The organism is Arthrobacter sp. JCM 19049, assembly GCF_001310435.1.
In genome coordinates this window covers 1-15,310 of the sequence record NZ_BAXF01000022.1, presented here as the reverse complement: position 1 = coordinate 15,310, position 15,310 = coordinate 1, and the positions used below count along the sequence as shown (strand labels likewise).

Here is a 15,310-nt window from a genome sequence, read left to right as displayed (position 1 = left end):
GCTCAGCAGTGGCGGCGTGCACCGGCTGGAACTGGGGGCGCGGGCGAACAATCCCGCGTCCCTGCGGGTGGCCCGGGCCGCTGGCTTCATCCAGGAGGGTGTGGAACGCGAAAAGTTCGTCATGGACGGCGCCCGGTGGATGTGCTGACCTTTGGACGGCTGCGCAGCGACCCGTTCCCGGCCATCGCCGCCCTGGAGCTGGAACCGGCTCCGGGCGAGGCATAGCTGCGCTGTATCCGCGGTTGGCCCCAAGCCGGGGTGCGCGGCCCGGAAAGACGGGGGCGCACCGGCATCAGCCGGCGGCGCCCCCCTCGCGTTCCTAGTTTTCGACCCGCGTGCTGGTCACCGGCGTGCCCAATTCCACGGTGCGTGAGACCGTGCAGTACTTGTCGTGTGAAAGCTTGATGATCCGGTCAACCATTCCAGCGGCCTTGCGCCCCTCCTCGGTGTCCGGGAACTTCAGGTCGAAGGACATGGAAATGTCCTTCATGCGGCTGGCCCCATCCTCGGTCACCTTGTATCCGGCGGCCTCCACCTTGAAGGTCTCCGGTTCACTGCGCCGGGTGGTGGCCACATCAACGTCAATTGACGAGCAGCCGGCAATGGCGGCCAGCAGCAATTCGACCGGGCTGAGCAGCCCCTCGCCCTGCCCGAATTCGATGCTGGCTCCGGTTTCGGTGCTGGTGGCGCGGTATTGGCGGCTGCTGGTGCGTTCGACGGTTACCGCACGTAATTCTCGTTTCTCTTCACTCATGACTCCATCCTGCCACTGTCCCCGCTGGGGTCGGAACCGGAAACGGCAAGCCGCAGCACCGTACCGTGGGGTACACCGTCCGTGGTTTCCGCCGGTGCGAACCCCACCACGCGCAGGAACGCCGCGACGGCATGCTCCGGCTGACCCACCTCGACCTGCAGCTCAAAGCTGAGGGCTTGTGCGTGGCCGATAAGTGCCCGGCCCACGCCACGGCGGCGGTGCTCGTGGTGCACCCAGAGCAGGCCAAAGCCGCGCCCGCTCCAGGGCCAGGGATCCAACAACCTGCCCCTCGCGCTCGGCCACCACCACGCGGGCGTTGCCCAGGTAGACGGCCTCCAGCGCCTGGGCCAGCCGATCCATGTCGGCGGCAGAGACCAACTCGCGTCCGGTTGCAGCCGAAGCCCGCCAAATCTCCAACAGCCCCGGCACCTCGTCCACCGTTGCGATCTCGCGTGTACTGATCATCGCTGCCCCTCCTGTTGCTGCCACCGCTTAACTTCTCCCAGCCAGTGCCGTACCGCGCACACCACTGCGGCCGGTTGTTCCACATGGACGTTGTGTCCGGCCCGCTCAATGACGTGGTGGCTCATCATTGGGTAGCGGCGCTGCAAGAGCCGGGCGTCCTGACTGCCCACACTATGGTCTTGCGCGCCGCTGATCACAACGACCGGGACCCTGAGCTGGGTCATGCGCCGCACGGGGACCGGGTCAAGGTCATAGCGCTTGGCCAGGCGCGCCATGGCCCGCAGGTTCGCGGATTCCGTTCCGGGCAGGATCTGGGCGGCGAAGCGCCGCCATGTTGCCTCGTTCTGCAGAACTGTCATGGTCCGAAAGTTTTCACGTGCCGGCAGAGGCAGGCGGGCCAGCAGCTGGGGATCTTCTTCCAGCACGGTGCGTGGCGGCAGGGTGCGCTCTTCGGTGCGCGGAAAGACCACCGGGGCCAGCAGCCCGAGCCCGAGGATGCGCTCCGGCATCCGGTCAGCTAGTTCCTGACAGAGCAGCCCGCCCATTGACTGCCCGAACGCCACGAACCGGCGCCGCCTCAAATGACGGTGTACCCAGTCCTCCAGCCAGTCGGCCAGCTCGGGCAGACCTCCCGGGGAGTGCAGGGGCGGGGTCGCGCCGTATCCGGGCAAATCCAGGTAGTGCCGGCGGAAAGCCGGTTCGGCGGCAAAGGCTTGATCCAGCATCAGCAGGTTTCGGTGATCCAGCCCGTTGCCGTGCACGATGACCACCTCAGGTTCCTGCCCCGCCCCCTGCCCGCAGGTCGCCCCTGGCGGCCTACCCGGCATGGAGTCCAGCGGCTCAGCTGCCTGGTTGTCTTCTTGGACTTTTCGGGCCACCGCCCACGCCAGCAGGCTTTGGCCGAGTACGTAGGTTGAGATGATCCAAAACCCGGAGACCGGGATTTGAAGATCGGTGAAGGAACGAAACGCGATCATCGCGTCGGAGGCGAGGAAGCTCGCCGCACCGGCACCAGCCAGCGGGCCCAGCCCGGTAGCAAGCACGGCCATGGTGCTCAGGGAGATTCCGTAAAGCAGCACCGGGAGCAGGAACTGGCCGGCCTGTGGTGCGCATCGCACGACCAAACCGGCCAGCGCCAGGACGTAGGGCGCCAAACCCCATGGCCGGCACAGCAGCGAGGTCGCCCGGTAGGGCCAGAAGGCGGCGATGTAGGTGCTGTGCGGCCAGGAAGGACAGGACCAGTGCGAGAAATCCGGGTTCTGCCCTCACAAAGCGTGGGATTGTGTCCCCCAACCAGGAGAAGACCAGTGCCGCGCTCACCAGCGGCACCAATCGGTGCTGGTGACCGCCGGTGGCGGCATGAAAGGCGGCAGCCAGGGCAGGCATCAGTAGTATTTGGGTCGTATCGGCCAGCAACCCGTCGGGTTCAAAGATCTGCACCCCCAGGTGCAGTGAGCTGCATAGACCAAGCGCACCAACACCAACCCAGACTCCCGGTGCGAGCCGTGAAGCTGCGGAACCCGAACCTGACCGGCCGCGAACACCGTCGCAAAGCCGGTGCTTCCCGGAAATTTCCCCGCACCCAAAACTGCGCGATCCCACCCAGCGCGGCACGGATTCCTGGTACTCACGGTAGGCCTGGGGGTGAATTTTCTCCAGGGCCCGTTCCTCGGCCGGGATCTGCTTTCGGTCCAGCCACACCCACAGCCCGGCAGCCGGCAGCAGACCCCAGGGGTTTTGGCGCCATAGTGCGTGAGCGGTGACCACACCGGTTAGTCCCAGATACATCGGGTTCCTGGTGAACGCGTTGACCCCGTCGGTGACCAAGACGCTGGATTCCTCCGGCTGGGCGGGATCCAGGGTGGTTCCGGACTGTCGAAACCTTGCCACCGCGGCACCGGCTACGGCTGCTGCGCAGGCGGCCAGCCCAGTCGCCGCGATCTTCATGGTGCGGCTGGGCTGGGACGAGCGCGGCAGCAACCGCTGCGCAGCCACTGCCAGACCGGCGGCCACGGGAGGTATCAGACGGGGCACGTGAGGTAGGTCCATGCCCCTCATCCTACTTCGGTGACGAGGCACCCCAATAGATCCCCGGGTAAATAACTAGTGACTAGTCAGCACGCAAAATTCGTTGCCGGACGGGTCCTGGTAGACCCGCCAGGGCAGTTCTCCCCAGTCTGGGTGCAGTTCCCTGCCGCCCTTTTGACCAATCACGCCCGCCAGGACTGCAGGATCCTCTCCAGGATCCAACCGGATATCCAGGTGCCAGCGGTTCTTCTGCTCCCCCTTGGGCTGTGATTCGGCTGCGAACTCCAGCGTCGGGCCGCGGCCGGATGGGTGCCGCAGTTGGTCGTGCGCTGAATTCGCCGGCCGTTTCCATCCGGTCAGACACGCCCAGAACTCAGCATCGCGCCCCGGCTGGGCCGAGGCCAGCACCACCGCTGCCAAGCCGCCGCGGCTGTTGTCTCTTGCCTCCGATGGTTCAATCGAAAAAGGGTTTCCCTCCGGATCTAGAAACCACCGGGTGGCGTGCTGCCCGATTGCATGACCCGGTGCCTGGGCTGGGGTGCTTGGTTCCCACCCCGGTGAAGAATCCACTGTTCGGCCTGGGCGCCAGTCCCGGGCCACACAGCGCAGACATGCATTCGTGGCCGCGCGAGCGGTGCCTCGGCAACCGGCTGGAAGCACAGGTCCAGGTAGCGTCGTCGGCGAATCTCGTGCGGGTCTCGAAGCCCGATGGCGAGTCCGTCAGCTGTTCTGCCTGCAGCAGCTCTTGCCAAAATCTGCCCAGCCGCTGGGGATCGTGTGCGTCGATCACGATATTTTCCAAGAACATGAGCTCACCCTACTCCCCCGATCTTCAGCAAGACAGGGCCACCGTGGGCGCTCAGCCGGCTGCTGATCACTAATACCCCAGGCCCGGATTGCGCGGGCCAGGAGGGGTTTCCTCCACAAACGCCAAGGAGCCAAGGTGTCTGCGGCGCACACCACCTTGGCTCCTGCTGATGAGCACAACGCTCTAGGCTTTGGACCAGATTCTCGTGTTCAGGTTGAAGTCTTCGACTAGGGACAAAAAGGCGACCAGGTCCTCATAGATGGCCTTGGCTACCGCGTAGCCTCCGTCGTTCTTCTTATCAACCTGAAAACTGAAGCGGTCCTCGTCAAGCACGACCGCGAAATACATCCACGAGCCACGAAACGACACGGCGATGTGTTCGGAGTTCATCCGCGCAGCCGCATCGCTGATGGCCAGCATCAGTTGCGGGGTGATCAGATAGCGCGCTTCGGTTTGGTCGGTGGTCCAGCCAACGAAGCGTTCGGTGATGCCGGGATCCTCCAACGTCATCGGCGCCAGACCGGTTTTCGCGGCACTTTCCTCGGTGAAGTTCCGGATGGCCAGGTCGACCGGCCGGCGCGGCAGCAAATAGGTTCTGGAGGTGAACTCCTTGTGAAAGTCCGCCGCGAAGACGATCATCGACGGACCCATCTTCTCGACCGAGCTTTCGAACTGCGCGTATTTTTCCTTCACGGTCTTTCTGACCGAGGCGGGAACCAAACTCAACAGGGAGGAGTTCTGCAATGGGTCGCTTTGGTGCAGTTTCCAGTCACGTCCGTATTTCTCCCGGAGTTTACGCTCTCGAGTTCTGCGGGCCTGACGCTCGAGCCGCTGCTGGGCCTCTTCGCTGAGCTCGACCTTGGAACTCTGCCATTTGACGTCCGAGAGCATGAACTGGGTTTGCCCCAGAGTTCCGATGATGAAATCCTCCTGCGGGGCCCTGGCATCACGAATGAATCCGGCGTTGCTCAGGACGCTGACCGGCATCGATCCCTCCGGCGTGTATTTGGCGCTCAGACCCGCTTCCGAGCCGGTCACTGAAGAAACCCGCAACTGTTGCACCAGCTGCTCGACCATCGGTGCCACCACTTCTTGGGCGTGTTCTTCCGAAGCTGCCTCGAAATGCCTAATGCCGTAAATAACCGAGGGCGCGGCGAGCACGGTCGCCAGGACGAATGCAATCATGCCTACGAGCCCGTCGCCGATGAACATGGAGCCCAGGGCCACAACGAACAGCAGCAGAGCGATGATGATCGGGATCATCAACAGTAGGCTCTTGCCTCCCCAGCGCCCCATCCACGCGGTTCGTTGAGAGAGATCCCCTGCCGACTCCTGCACCGTGGCCCAGACCGTTTCGAAGTCCGGAACTGAAATTCGAGTTTGCTCGCTCATGACTCAAGAAACCCTTCCAGGTCGTACTGGTTGCGCTTGCGCTGATCCGAGAGCTCAAACAGGTCATGCCCACCAAAGCCCAAAAGCCTGGCAATAATCACCGTCGGGAAGACCTGGCGCGACGTGTTGTAGTCCGTTGCTGCCCGGTTATACACCCGGCGAGCTGCCTGCAACCGTTCCTCGGTCTCGTTGATGGTGCGTTGCAACAGTTCCACGTTCTGCGTGGTTTTCATCTCTGGATAGTTTTCCAGTGACGCCAGGGCTCCCGGCCCGGAGCCCAGCCCCTGAGGCTTCCCTGCCTCCGCGACGATTTTTTGCTGTGCGTCATCCATTGCGGTGTTCAGTTCCGTTTTTTCTGAAACACTCAGCTGCTCGATGGGGCGACCGGTGCGCAGTGACGTGCTCCCCAAGATGAGGTCCACTTCTTTCTTTACCACTCCAGCGACCGCGTCGCTTGCGCCTTGATCTGATCAAACCTGTTTTCCAACGCAATATCGATCCCTTGCAGGGATTCTGTGGAGGAGTTTCTCTTCGTCACCAGCCGGTTGTAGACGGCAATGGCCCATCCGATGATGAGAAGCACCAGGACTCCGATGATGATCGCCGGAGCCCAGGAAGCGAGTGATGAGTTGCCCATGAAATCACATCCTTAATAAATCCATCCATAGTGGAAAATCTTCCCAATACGCTACCAAACAAGCACAGGGACTTCAGGAAGATGACGTGACCGCAACGACCCCGTGACCTCCGGGCGTTGAAGCTCCCAACGGATCCGGGTGCTTTGGAATAAGAGCCGAAGGGGCGGCAGCAATGGCGCGTCGCCAATCCCTGCCAAGTCAGAGAGTTAGTACTTCCATTGGCTTGTTTCTCTGGCGACAGGTTCAAAGGAGCGGGCCTCGGGGTCTGTGCCGTTTGGTGATGCCGCCATGGCCACCCAAATGACAACTACGCCGTGCACGTCGAGAGCATGAAGCTCGTTCTTCGATACAACTGCGGACAATGCGCGCAAAAAACGGCCACCCATTCCAGAATGGAATGTGTGGCCGCTTCTCCTCACGGAATGGGCCTTGGTTCAGGCAATTTCCCGTCCGATCGACGCTGGCGTAAGCAGGCCGATCAGCGAAAGGTTGTTCGGGGGTACGGCTACCGGACCCACTTGGTCAGGGCGTCTGCTGAGACCCCGGCCAGCCACTTCTGCCACAGTGGACCGAAGGACACACGGCGCACTCCAAGGGAAGACAAGGCCGGTAGGTCACCCGCGCCGTGGCCCTTGACTGGATCGGCGGTGACGTTGAGAGGCACGCTCACGGCTTCCGCTAGCTGGCGGACCTGATCGGCGGTGCTCAGCCCCACCGGATATACCGAGCGGGCACCGGCCTGTTCCATGAGCTTGATGCGCTCGGCGGCCTCTGCCAGCGGATCGGAGAACACGTCGGTGCCAAGTTTGACCGCGTCGGTGCGCCCGTTGATCACGAACGCGACCCCTGCCTCGTCGGCGGCCTGTCGAGCTGCGGCGATGTAGTCCGCATGTTCCTGGCGTTCCCGGACGCGTTTTCCTTCCGAATGCACCACGTCCTCGATGTTGGCGCCCACGGCGCCGACTTCCAGCAGACGCTGAATCAGCTCAGCCGGCTCCAGACCGTATCCGGATTCCACATCGGCGCTCACCGGCAGGTCGACCGAGTCAACGATGCGCTTGACCACCGCCAGGTAGTCCTGGAAGTCCATGTTCTCCCCGTCGGAACTTCCGATCGCGTCGGCCACGGGGTGGCTTCCGACGGTCAGTCCCTTGAAGCCGGCATCAGAAGCCATCTTCGCGCTCCACGTATCCCACACCGTGGGCAAAACGATCAGCTTGTTGGATGCGTGGGCATCGGCGAATACTTGAGCAAGCCGTGTTACGTCGGACATTTGATTCTCCTTCAGTTGGCTCAACAATCGTCAGCCTACCAGCCGGCCCACCAGGGGAATATGGCGCCAACCGGCCCGGTGCCACACCACGGCCACGAGGAGCACATACGGCACATATTGCTCGGCGAACGGGTCACGGCAACGGCAGCGTTCGCCAGCCCGGCGCCCTTTGAACCGGCACCTTCCTGGTTTAAAGGCATGGCCGGCGGGGGTGCCGGATTGCGGGCAGCAGCACAAGGTGTTGAGGCCAGAACGGCGTACCAGAGTACCGCCGAATTCCCTGCGGACAGCTTCACCGCGGCGGACTGGCAGGCCCTGTCTGGCCGTTGGGCCAGCATAGGTCAGCAGGCACAAGCTGCAGCCGACGAAAGTGATGATGGGGAGATTGACGATGATCTCGCCTTTGTTTCGCCCTGGGGCGTGGACCTGGCCGGGGTGTGCGGGGCGGTGGATCTCTATCAGGCAGTGGACGACCATATCATTCCCCTGCATCACGTGGACCTGCTCGCCTCGATGATCCCACAGGCCAGGATTCACAAGATGCACAGTTCCGGACACGTGGCGTCCTGGATGAACTCCTGCCGTGGATGCGCAGCCTGGTCGCAGATTAGTGCGCCGCGTATGTGGCCCGGCCCGGCCGGTGTTGGCGCCGGCCCCAGGAATGTAGGCTAATGAGAATGCGCCCGATTCTTCCCGCCGATTGGTCTGCCTGGCGCGCGCCCTCTCCACTGGGTGGCCGCCGGCCCGACCGGTCCGATCTTGAGCATGCCCTTCGCTCCGACCTAGGCAGGGACGATGTGCTGCCCTACCCGACGGACGAGCAGTCCGCCGGGATGTTGCAGCTGCTCATGGTGGGCATCAATCCCAGCCCCTGGACCTCCGCCGTCAATGCGCCGTTTGCCCGGCCGGGAAACCGGTTTTGGCCCTCCTTGCACCTCGCTGGCCTAACCGGTCGGCTGGTGGATGCTTCCCGGGGCCTGGTCCCGGAAGATGAGCGGATGCTGGCCGAGCTGGGGTTGGGCATCACCAATCTGGTCGAGCGGCCCACCGCCCGGGCCGCCGAGCTCGCGGCCGCTGAACTGCGCGAGGGGGCATCTCGGCTCGTTGAACGGGTGCAGGTGCTGCGTCCCAGCGCCGTTGCCGTATTGGGCATCACGGCATTTCGGGCCGCGTTCGAACTGCCACGGGCCCAACTGGGCGAACAGGACGTCTCCGTCATTGACCGCTGGCCCACGAATGTTCCGCTTTGGGTGGTGCCCAACCCCAGCGGCCTGAATGCTCACGAAACAACGGCGAGCCTTGCCGAGAAGTGGCGCCAGGTGTTGGCGGCAAGCACCGCGCGGTCCGCGTCATCCCGGAGAGATGTGGTTGACCGATGAAGCGAGAAACTGATCGACAGGAGAGCTCTTAAAGTCCAGTGATCAGTGTGGCAGCGTTCTCCAAAGCTAGCGGAATAAGCGTGTAATAGGCCCATGTTCCGCGCTTTTCGCGTGCCAGCAGACCGGAATCAACAAGGATCTTCAAGTGGTGTGAGACAGTCGGCTGACCCAGCTGCAACGGCTCGGTCAGATCGCAAACACACGTGCCATCCGCCGGTCCGTTCTTCACGATCGAGAGCAGGCGCAACCGGTTAGGATCAGCCAAGGCTTTCAAGACCCGGACACGTTCCTGGGCAGCGACTTCACTCAACACCTCAGCGGCAGGCGCAGCGCAGCACGCGGCCTCAGCGGCCGCCGCGCTCATGGATGTTGCGGTCATGCAAGCGCACTCCATCTAGATTGACAATCTTCGATGCAAACAATCATACTCGAACCGAAACTGAATATCGATGAATATCAATATTGCGTAAGGATGTGTTCGTGTCTTCACCGACCACGTCGCAGACTCAACAAGTCTCCGGCAAACTCTCTACCCTTGACCGCTTCCTGCCCGTCTGGATTCTGCTGGCCATGGGCCTGGGACTGGGGTTGGGCCGACTCATCCCTTCTTTCGGGCAAGCCGTGGATTCGGTGCAGGTCGCCGGAGTCTCCCTGCCCATCGCTTTAGGACTACTGGTGATGATGTACCCGGTCCTGGCCAAGGTGCGCTACAACGAAACCGGACACGTCCTGGCGGACAAGAAGCTGATGATCACCTCCCTGGTGATCAACTGGCTACTGGCCCCAGCCTTCATGTTCCTGCTGGCCTGGGTTTTCCTTCCCGACCTGCCTGAATACCGTACCGGCTGATCATCGTCGGGTTGGCACGCTGCATCGCCATGGTGTTGGTGTGGAACGACCTGGCCTGCGGCGACCGGGAAGCGGCCGCGGTGCTGGTGGCGGTCAACTCGGTGTTCCAGGTCTTCGCGTTCGGCCTGCTGGCTGGTTCTACCTCCAGGTCCTGCCCGGCTGGCTGGGCCTGCCCACCACCAGCGCCGAATTCTCCGTCGGGGCCATCACCCTGTCGGTGCTCGTGTTCCTCGGAATCCCGCTGCTGGCCGGATTCCTCACCCGCACCTTCGGCGAGAAGGCCAGGGGACGCGACTGGTATGAGAACACTTTCCTGCCGAAGATCGGCCCTGGGCACTCTACGGGCTGCTGTTCACCATCGTGCTGCTGTTCGCGCTGCAAGGGGACACCATCATCAGCAAACCCTGGGACGTGGCCCGCATGGCGCTGCCGCTGCTGGTGTACTTCGTGGTGGTGTTCGGCGCGGGGATGATCATCGGCCGCGCACTGAACCTCGGCTATGAACGCACCACTACCCTGGCCTTCACCGCAGCCGGCAACAACTTCGAGCTGGCCATCGCGGTGGCTATCGCGACCTTCGGAGCCACCAGCGGCCAAGCCCTGGCCGGTGTCGTCGGCCCGCTGATCGAAGTACCGATCCTCGTCGCCCTGGTCTATGTGGCGCTCTGGTCGCGCAAATTCTTCCCCACCGCATCTCTGCCGTTGAAGGGCTAAACCATGAACACCAAGCCCTACGTCTTGTTCGTCTGCGTTCACAACGCGGGCCGCTCGCAAATGGCCGCAGCCTTCCTCCAACTCCTTGCCGAAGGTCAGGTTGAGGTCCGCTCCGCCGGGTCCATGCCGACCGATCGGGTGAACCCCGCAGCGGTGGAAGCGATGCGTGAAGAAGGCATCGATATGTCCACTGAAATCCCGAAGATCCTGACCACCGAAGCGGTGCAAGCCTCGGATGTGGTGATCACCATGGCTGCGGCGACACCTGCCCCATCTTCCCGGGCAAACGTTACGAGGACTGGAAACTCGATGACCCCGCCGGTCAAGGCGTGGAGGCGGTACGGCCAATCCGCGATGAGATCCGCACCCGCGTTGAAACCCTCATCGGTGAACTACTTCCCCTGCGTTAGGAACAATCCCTCATGATCACTGATCATCCCGTCCTGGTTATCGGTGCTGGCCCTCTCGGGTTGGCCACCGCCGCGCACCTGCGCGAACGCGATCAGCATGTCCTCGTCCTGGAATCCGGTGAGCATGCCGGAGCTGCCATGAGCCAGTGGGCACACATCAAGCTGTTCTCCCCATGGAAATACAACGTCGATGCAGCAGCACGCCGACTGCTAGAAACCCCCACCAATAGCCACCCCGGTGACTGGGCGATGCCCCGCGAAACCTCGTTGCCCACCGGCGGAGAATTAGTGGAAAACTACCTCAAACCACTGGCTGCCCATCCCGAGCTCGCCCCGGCAATCCGTTATCAGCATCGCGTCACAGGGGTCTCCCGCCTCACCGAAACCGGGCTCGGACTGGATAGGAGCCGTACGAACGGACGCGAGCAAGCATTGTTCCTGGTCCGCGCCCAGACCCCAGAAGGTGTCCAGGACTTCACCGCCAGAGCCGTCATTGACGCCTCCGGCACCTGGAATACTTCCAACCCAGTAGGACGCGCAGGACTCAGCGCCCCAGGAGAAGCGGAAGCTCGAGCTCAGGGCCACATCACTTCACCGCTGCCTGATCCGCTGGGCGCTGACCGGCAACTGCTGGCAGGAAAAACGATCCTGGTGCTCGGGGCAGGTCACTCGGCCGCAAACACCCTCATCTCCCTGGGACGGCTCAAGCGAGAACAGGAGGACACCCAGATCCTGTGGGGTCTGCGCGGGATCGCGAACCCGACCAAGCTCTACGGCGGCGGCGCAGCCGATCAGCTGCCCGCTCGCGGGCAGCTCGGTACGAGCGTGCGCCGCTTGGTAGACACCGAACAAGTCACTCTCCTGGAAAACACGGCCATCACCGGCCTGACTCCGGGCGAGCGACTGCACGTGCAGCTCGCTGACGGACGAGAACTGAACGTGGACTACCTTGTCCCTGCCACCGGTTTCCGACCCGATCTGAACATCCTTTCTGAGCTGCGCCTGGAACTTGACCCGGCGGTGGAGGCTCCTCGGCAGCTTGGTCCGCTCATCGACCCGAATTCCATAGCTGCGGCACGGTCAGCGCCCACGGCGAACAGGTGCTGGCACACCCTGAACCGAACTTCTATATCGTCGGCATGAAAAGCTACGGACGTGCGCCCACGTTCCTTATGGCCACCGGCTACGAACAGGTCCGATCCATCAGCGCACACCTCGCCGGGGATACCACCGCTGCTACCACCGTCGAGCTGAATCTGCCTGAGACTGGCGTCTGCTCCACCGACCTCGGCGGTTCCTACGATGCTGCGTCCATCGACGCGACAAGCTGTGAGACTGCTGAGTCTGGACGGACTGGTTGTTTGCGCTGATCCGTAACCGGCGACTCTCGGGTTCCCTACCGGAACACTGCACGATTTCACCGAGCCGCGATCCACGAAATGTCGCGTGAGGGTAGCCCCGTTGAATGCCTCGGACCATGGCTACCCACGGTGAGCCCGAACGACGAACAAGTGTTAGTTGAAGATTCCATGTTGGTGCTCTTGGCCATGGTGGATCGATGGAGATTTATGAAAGTGATACCAGTGGGTGTTGGTGGCTCTCCAGCTTGGGGTTCCTGAAGGCACTTGATGCGGCTCGGCTTTCATGCGGAGTACGCGCGTGACTACAGGTCATCACCGCCAAACCGCCGTCGACCGCCCGGACTTGTCGCTCAGATCGGCCAGCCGGCCGGGGTGCGACTGGCAGAATCCTGCGGCTTGTCCGTCCACCCTTGCCCGGCAGCTTCCCAGGCGATAGATTGATCAGCATTCGACGACGCCGTCTGGAGGCACTTTCCGTGGGGCATCAGTTACATTTCACAGTCGACGGCCAGGAGCACACATTGCCCCTGGACCCCCGAACCACCCTGCTCGACGCACTGCGCGACCGGCTGGGGGTGATGTCTGCCAAGAAGGGGTGCGATCACGGTCAGTGCGGCGCGTGCACGGTCCTGGTCAACGGGCGACGGCTGAACTCATGCCTGGCGCTGGCGCTCTCCTACGACGGAGCCGAGATCACCACCGCCGACGGCCTGGCCGAGGCAGGTGAGCTCTCCGGGCTGCACCGGGCGTTCCTGGAACAGGACGCCTTCCAGTGCGGCTACTGCACTCCCGGACAGGTGTGCTCGGCCGCAGGGGTCATTCAGGAAGCCGCCGACCAGGCGCCCAGTGTGATCACCGAAGACCTGCAGGCACCGGTGGAACTGACCGACGCGGAAATCCGCGAGCGGATGAGTGGGAACCTGTGCCGGTGCGGGGCCTACATCAACATCGTGGCCGCGGTCCGCCAGGCTGCCGAGGATCCGCGATGAAACCCTTCGAGTATCAGCGCGTGAGCGACCCCAACGAAGCCGTGGCGGCCGTGGCCGTGAATCCCAAGGCGAAGTTCCTGGCCGGCGGCACCAACCTGGTTGACCACCTCAAGCTGGGAATCACCACCCCCGAACTGCTGGTGGACATCAGCCGCCTGGACCTGACCGAGGTGGAAGAACTGGAGAACCAAGGCCTGCGGCTGGGCGCCATGGTGCGCAACAGCGACGCGGCCGCCCACCCGCTGATCCGCCGGAACTACCCTGTACTCTCCCGGGCGCTGCTCTCCGGCGCCTCGGGACAGCTGCGCAACGCCGCCACCACCGGCGGGAATCTGCTGCAGCGCACCCGCTGCGTGTACTTCCAGGACCTATCCACTGCGTGTAACAAGCGGGAGCCGGGCAGCGGCTGCTCTGCCCTGGACGGGTATACCCGCTATCACGCGATCCTCGGTGCCTCACCAGACTGCATTGCCACCCACCCCTCGGATATGGCGGTCGCCTTGACCGCGCTGAATGCCACCGTGGTGGTGTGGGGGCCGGAAGGGGAACGGCGCATCCCGATCAGCAAGCTGTACCGCCTGCCCGAAGATCATCCCGAACGTGACACCGTGCTGGAGCACGGGGAGCTGATTACCGCGGTGGAACTGCCGCCGCCCTCCGGTGCGCGATCCACCTACCGTAAGATCCGCGACCGCGCCTCATATGCCTTCGCCCTGGTATCGGTGGCCGCCCTGGTTGACGTCGATGACTCCGGGTCGACCCCGCTGATCCGCGACGTGGCCATTGCCATGGGCGGGGTGGCGCACAAGCCATGGCGTGCCGAACGCGCCGAGGCGATCCTGCGCGGCAGCGAACCGAGCTTGGAGCTTTTCGGCGGGCGGCGGACGCCGAACTTCAAGGTGCCGAACCGGTAGCGGGCAACGCCTTCAAGGTCCAGATGGCCCGTGGGGCCATCACCACGGTGCTCGCAGAACTGACGGATCTACAGGAGGCCGACCATGAGTGATCCGCTGAAGGTTTCCTCAATCGGGACCCAACCGGTGCGTTTGGACGGCCCGGACAAGGTGCGCGGCCGCGCCCCCTACGCCTACGAGCATGAAGTCGAAGACCCCCTGTTTCTCTATCCGGTCCAGGCCGAAATCGCCCGCGGGAAGGTGGTGAACCTGTCCACTGCGGCGGCCGAGGCGGCCGAGGGCGTGGTGCACGTACTCACCGCCCAGAACGCTCCGGCCCTCAAGGACACGGAAGACGGTGAACTGGCGATCCTGCAGCCCCCCGCGGTCCGCTTCCGGGGGCAGTACCTGGGCGCGGTCATCGCCACCACCCCCGAGCAGGCCCGCAGCGCCGCGGACCTTATCGAAGTCGGCTATGAACGCGAAGACCACGACGTCCAACTGCGCAAGGACCATCCCGGGGCGCGGAAGCCGCAGTCCGGCGGGGGTGATGTCACCGAGGGCGACTTCGATGCCGCCTTCGCCAAGGCCGAGGTGAGCATAGACGCCTGGTACAGCACGCCAATGGAACACAACAACCCGATGGAGCCGCACACCACGGTGGCCAAATGGGACGGCAGCACGCTGACGCTGTGGACCTCAACCCAGGGCGTACACCCCGCCCGGACGGCGATTGCCCCGGTGCTGGGACTGGACCCGGAGCAGATCCGTATCATCTCCCCGCACGTGGGCGGCGGATTCGGGTCCAAGGGCGTGCCGCACGCGGACATGATGCTCACCGCGCAGGCCGCCCGCGCACTGCCCGGACGCACCGTGAAGTATGCTGTTTCCCGGCAGCAGATGTTCTCCATCACCGGATACCGTGCCCCAACCTGCAGCACATCCGGTTGGGTGCCGGGGCCGACGGGCAAATCACCGCCTTTGGTTTTGATGCCTTGTCAATGTCCTCCCACACCAAGGAATTCCCGGAGGAGGCAACCAAACCGGCCCGCATGATGTACGCCGGGGAGCATCGCCGGCTGACCCAGCGTGTGGTCCCCCTGGATGTGCCGGTCCCGTCCTGGATGCGCGCCCCCGGGGAGGCTCCGGGCATGGTGGGCCTGGAGATTGCCATGGACGAGCTGGCCGTGGCCTGCGGCATCGATCCCATTGAGCTTCGGGTGCGCAATGACCCACAGACCGACCCGGACACCGGGTTGCCGTTCAACCAGCGCCGGCTCGTGGACTGTCTGCGCGAAGGTGCCAGGCGCTTTGGCTGGGCCGCGCGCAGCGCACAGCCGGGCACCGGCGGGAGAAC

The 15,310-nt window shown here is 63.6% G+C and carries 14 protein-coding genes and 5 pseudogenes; 8 read left to right on the top strand and 11 right to left on the bottom strand.

Translation table 11 applies throughout. From position 1 onward, the window contains the following. Positions 1-319: 319 nt before the first annotated feature. From JCM19049_RS02450 to JCM19049_RS02415, 10 genes and pseudogenes are all read right to left on the bottom strand, one after another. Complete coding sequence (locus tag JCM19049_RS02450; protein ID WP_054820696.1) at positions 320-754, bottom strand: OsmC family protein; 435 nt, start codon at positions 752-754, stop codon at positions 320-322. Beyond that, positions 751-960: a hypothetical protein gene (locus JCM19049_RS23065; protein ID WP_374700212.1), complete on the bottom strand. Its 210-nt coding sequence runs from the start codon at positions 958-960 to the stop codon at positions 751-753. The genes JCM19049_RS02450 and JCM19049_RS23065 overlap by 4 nt, the downstream gene beginning before the upstream one ends. Beyond that, the gene (locus tag JCM19049_RS02445; RefSeq protein WP_054820695.1) at positions 917-1,219 is read right to left on the bottom strand and encodes a hypothetical protein; all 303 of its coding nucleotides are present in this window, start codon (positions 1,217-1,219) and stop codon (positions 917-919) included. Before JCM19049_RS02445 ends, JCM19049_RS23065 begins: the two co-directional genes overlap by 44 nt. Next, complete coding sequence (locus tag JCM19049_RS02440) at positions 1,216-2,391, bottom strand: alpha/beta fold hydrolase (RefSeq protein ID WP_374700213.1); 1,176 nt, start codon at positions 2,389-2,391, stop codon at positions 1,216-1,218. Before JCM19049_RS02440 ends, JCM19049_RS02445 begins: the two co-directional genes overlap by 4 nt. A gap of 529 nt (positions 2,392-2,920) precedes the next feature. After that, positions 2,921-3,166: pseudogene (locus JCM19049_RS23060) on the bottom strand (isoprenylcysteine carboxylmethyltransferase family protein); the annotation flags it as partial. Positions 3,167-3,322: 156 nt separating this feature from the next. Then, a complete protein-coding gene (locus tag JCM19049_RS02435) occupies positions 3,323-3,658 on the bottom strand; it encodes a VOC family protein (protein WP_279402294.1) in 336 nt (111 codons plus the stop codon). 580 nt (positions 3,659-4,238) lie between these two features. Beyond that, positions 4,239-5,447 (bottom strand): DUF3137 domain-containing protein, encoded by a 1,209-nt coding sequence (locus JCM19049_RS02430; protein WP_279402293.1) that lies wholly within the window; start codon positions 5,445-5,447, stop codon positions 4,239-4,241. Next, on the bottom strand, positions 5,444-5,869 hold the full coding sequence (locus tag JCM19049_RS02425) for a LemA family protein (protein WP_054820691.1): 426 nt from the start codon (positions 5,867-5,869) through the stop codon (positions 5,444-5,446). Before JCM19049_RS02425 ends, JCM19049_RS02430 begins: the two co-directional genes overlap by 4 nt. An 8-nt stretch (positions 5,870-5,877) precedes the next feature. Then, positions 5,878-6,084, bottom strand: coding sequence for a hypothetical protein (locus tag JCM19049_RS02420; RefSeq protein ID WP_054820690.1), 207 nt, complete (start codon positions 6,082-6,084; stop codon positions 5,878-5,880). A gap of 506 nt (positions 6,085-6,590) precedes the next feature. Next, positions 6,591-7,358 (bottom strand): isocitrate lyase/phosphoenolpyruvate mutase family protein, encoded by a 768-nt coding sequence (locus JCM19049_RS02415; protein ID WP_054820689.1) that lies wholly within the window; start codon positions 7,356-7,358, stop codon positions 6,591-6,593. On the opposite strand from JCM19049_RS02415, the gene JCM19049_RS02410 reads away from it, so the two are divergent. Together JCM19049_RS02410 and JCM19049_RS02405 are read left to right on the top strand one after the other, a co-directional pair. Further along, positions 7,314-8,030, top strand: a complete 717-nt coding sequence (locus JCM19049_RS02410) for a hypothetical protein (protein WP_279402297.1) — start codon at positions 7,314-7,316, stop codon at positions 8,028-8,030. The two genes, JCM19049_RS02415 and JCM19049_RS02410, sit on opposite strands and share 45 nt — an antisense overlap. A gap of 125 nt (positions 8,031-8,155) precedes the next feature. Next, positions 8,156-8,737 (top strand): mismatch-specific DNA-glycosylase, encoded by a 582-nt coding sequence (locus JCM19049_RS02405; protein ID WP_279402292.1) that lies wholly within the window; start codon positions 8,156-8,158, stop codon positions 8,735-8,737. 28 nt (positions 8,738-8,765) lie between these two features. Here JCM19049_RS02405 and JCM19049_RS02400 read toward each other — a convergent pair whose 3' ends face one another. Continuing rightward, positions 8,766-9,116 (bottom strand): winged helix-turn-helix domain-containing protein, encoded by a 351-nt coding sequence (locus tag JCM19049_RS02400; RefSeq protein WP_054820687.1) that lies wholly within the window; start codon positions 9,114-9,116, stop codon positions 8,766-8,768. Between the two features lie 191 nt (positions 9,117-9,307). Between JCM19049_RS02400 and arsB the strand changes: the two are divergent. From arsB to JCM19049_RS02370, 6 genes and pseudogenes are all read left to right on the top strand, one after another. After that, a pseudogene (gene arsB, locus JCM19049_RS02395) lies at positions 9,308-10,300 on the top strand (ACR3 family arsenite efflux transporter). A 3-nt stretch (positions 10,301-10,303) separates the two neighbouring features. Next, a pseudogene (locus JCM19049_RS02390) lies at positions 10,304-10,710 on the top strand (arsenate reductase ArsC). Positions 10,711-10,722: 12 nt separating this feature from the next. Further along, positions 10,723-12,087, top strand: a pseudogene (locus JCM19049_RS02385) (FAD-dependent oxidoreductase). Between the two features lie 460 nt (positions 12,088-12,547). Continuing rightward, positions 12,548-13,060 carry a 2Fe-2S iron-sulfur cluster-binding protein gene (locus JCM19049_RS02380; protein WP_054820685.1) on the top strand — a complete coding sequence of 171 codons (513 nt, stop codon included), beginning with the start codon at positions 12,548-12,550 and terminating at the stop codon, positions 13,058-13,060. Next, the gene (locus tag JCM19049_RS02375) at positions 13,057-13,974 is read left to right on the top strand and encodes a xanthine dehydrogenase family protein subunit M (protein WP_306420635.1); all 918 of its coding nucleotides are present in this window, start codon (positions 13,057-13,059) and stop codon (positions 13,972-13,974) included. The genes JCM19049_RS02380 and JCM19049_RS02375 overlap by 4 nt, the downstream gene beginning before the upstream one ends. A gap of 84 nt (positions 13,975-14,058) precedes the next feature. Then, positions 14,059-15,310, top strand: a pseudogene (locus tag JCM19049_RS02370) (molybdopterin cofactor-binding domain-containing protein); the annotation flags it as partial.

Bases quoted from the DNA above. Each gene is read 5' to 3' on its own strand.
- JCM19049_RS02450 (WP_054820696.1), bottom strand. From the start codon at position 754: ATGAGTGAAGAGAAACGAGAATTACGTGCGGTAACCGTCGAACGCACC.
- JCM19049_RS02445 (WP_054820695.1), bottom strand. From the start codon at position 1,219: ATGATCAGTACACGCGAGATCGCAACGGTGGACGAGGTGCCGGGGCTG.
- JCM19049_RS02430 (WP_279402293.1), bottom strand. From the start codon at position 5,447: ATGAGCGAGCAAACTCGAATTTCAGTTCCGGACTTCGAAACGGTCTGG.
- JCM19049_RS02420 (WP_054820690.1), bottom strand. From the start codon at position 6,084: ATGGGCAACTCATCACTCGCTTCCTGGGCTCCGGCGATCATCATCGGA.
- JCM19049_RS02400 (WP_054820687.1), bottom strand. From the start codon at position 9,116: ATGACCGCAACATCCATGAGCGCGGCGGCCGCTGAGGCCGCGTGCTGC.
- JCM19049_RS02415 (WP_054820689.1), bottom strand. From the start codon at position 7,358: ATGTCCGACGTAACACGGCTTGCTCAAGTATTCGCCGATGCCCACGCA.
- JCM19049_RS02375 (WP_306420635.1), top strand. From the start codon at position 13,057: ATGAAACCCTTCGAGTATCAGCGCGTGAGCGACCCCAACGAAGCCGTG.